General features: G+C 58.4%; 1 protein-coding gene. It reads left to right on the top strand.

Annotation, left to right across the window (positions count from 1 at the left end; genetic code table 11):
• Positions 1–160 precede the first annotated feature (160 nt).
• Positions 161–927, top strand: a 767-nt coding sequence (locus tag J8I34_RS34190; protein WP_209778272.1) for an IS5-like element ISRme16 family transposase, incomplete at its 3' end; no start/stop codon positions are given.

Raw genomic sequence — 927 nt, 5'->3', positions numbered from 1 at the left:
TCATGCAGCTTTCGTGATCCTCATTTAACGTCTCTGCCGCCCTTCCGTTGGCAGAGGTTTTTCAGACCATCCCTAACAGGCTGCTGAAGTACCTCCAGCGGACGTCAGCGCGACGACTGGCTGAAGCGTTGCTTTGGGGATCCCATCGAATCCTTCATTTATGCGCGGCGCAGACACCTTCACGGAAAGCTTGTTCACCATGCGGAGGCTGGATGATTTCGTACCGAAGGCGCACCCACTGCGTTCGATCCGCACTATGGCCAACCAGGCGCTGGTGAAGATGGACAGATTGTTTGCGCAGATGTACGAGCCCGATATCAAGGGTGGCCAGCCCAGCATTGCGCCGGAAAAGCTGCTGCGAGCCATGCTGCTGCAGGTGCTCTACAGCATTCGCTCCGAACGTCAGCTCATGGAGCAGGCGCAGTACAACCTGCTGTTTCGCTGGTTTATCGGGCTGTCGATGGACGACCCAGTTTGGGTGCCCACGGTCTTCACCAAGAACCGCGAACGGCTGATCAAGCATGATGCAGTGATCCAATTTTTCAACGAGGTGCTGGCGATCGCGCAGAAGAAGAATTGGCTGTCGGGTGAGCACTTCAGCGTGGACGGCACGCTGATTCAGGCGTGGGCAGGCCACAAGAGCTTCGTGCGCAAGGATGGCGGCGACAAGGACGACAACGATGGCGGCAACTTCAAGGGGCGCAAGCGCAGCAACGAGACGCACGAGTCAAAGACCGATCCCGATGCCAAGCTCTACCGCAAGGGCAAGACAGCCAGCGAGCTTCGCTACATGGGGCATACCCTGAGCGACAACCGCCATGGCCTGGTGGTGAGCGCCATGGTGACCAATGCGGACGGACACGCCGAGCGCGAGGCCGCAAAGGTCATGCTCAACGATGCCAGGCAGGTGATTGAAGACCTGAATGT

Source organism: Cupriavidus phytohabitans (assembly GCF_017815025.1).
Classification (GTDB): domain Bacteria; phylum Pseudomonadota; class Gammaproteobacteria; order Burkholderiales; family Burkholderiaceae; genus Cupriavidus.
The sequence above is the reverse complement of the archived record's forward strand: the minus strand, read 5'-3'. Positions and strand labels throughout refer to the sequence as shown.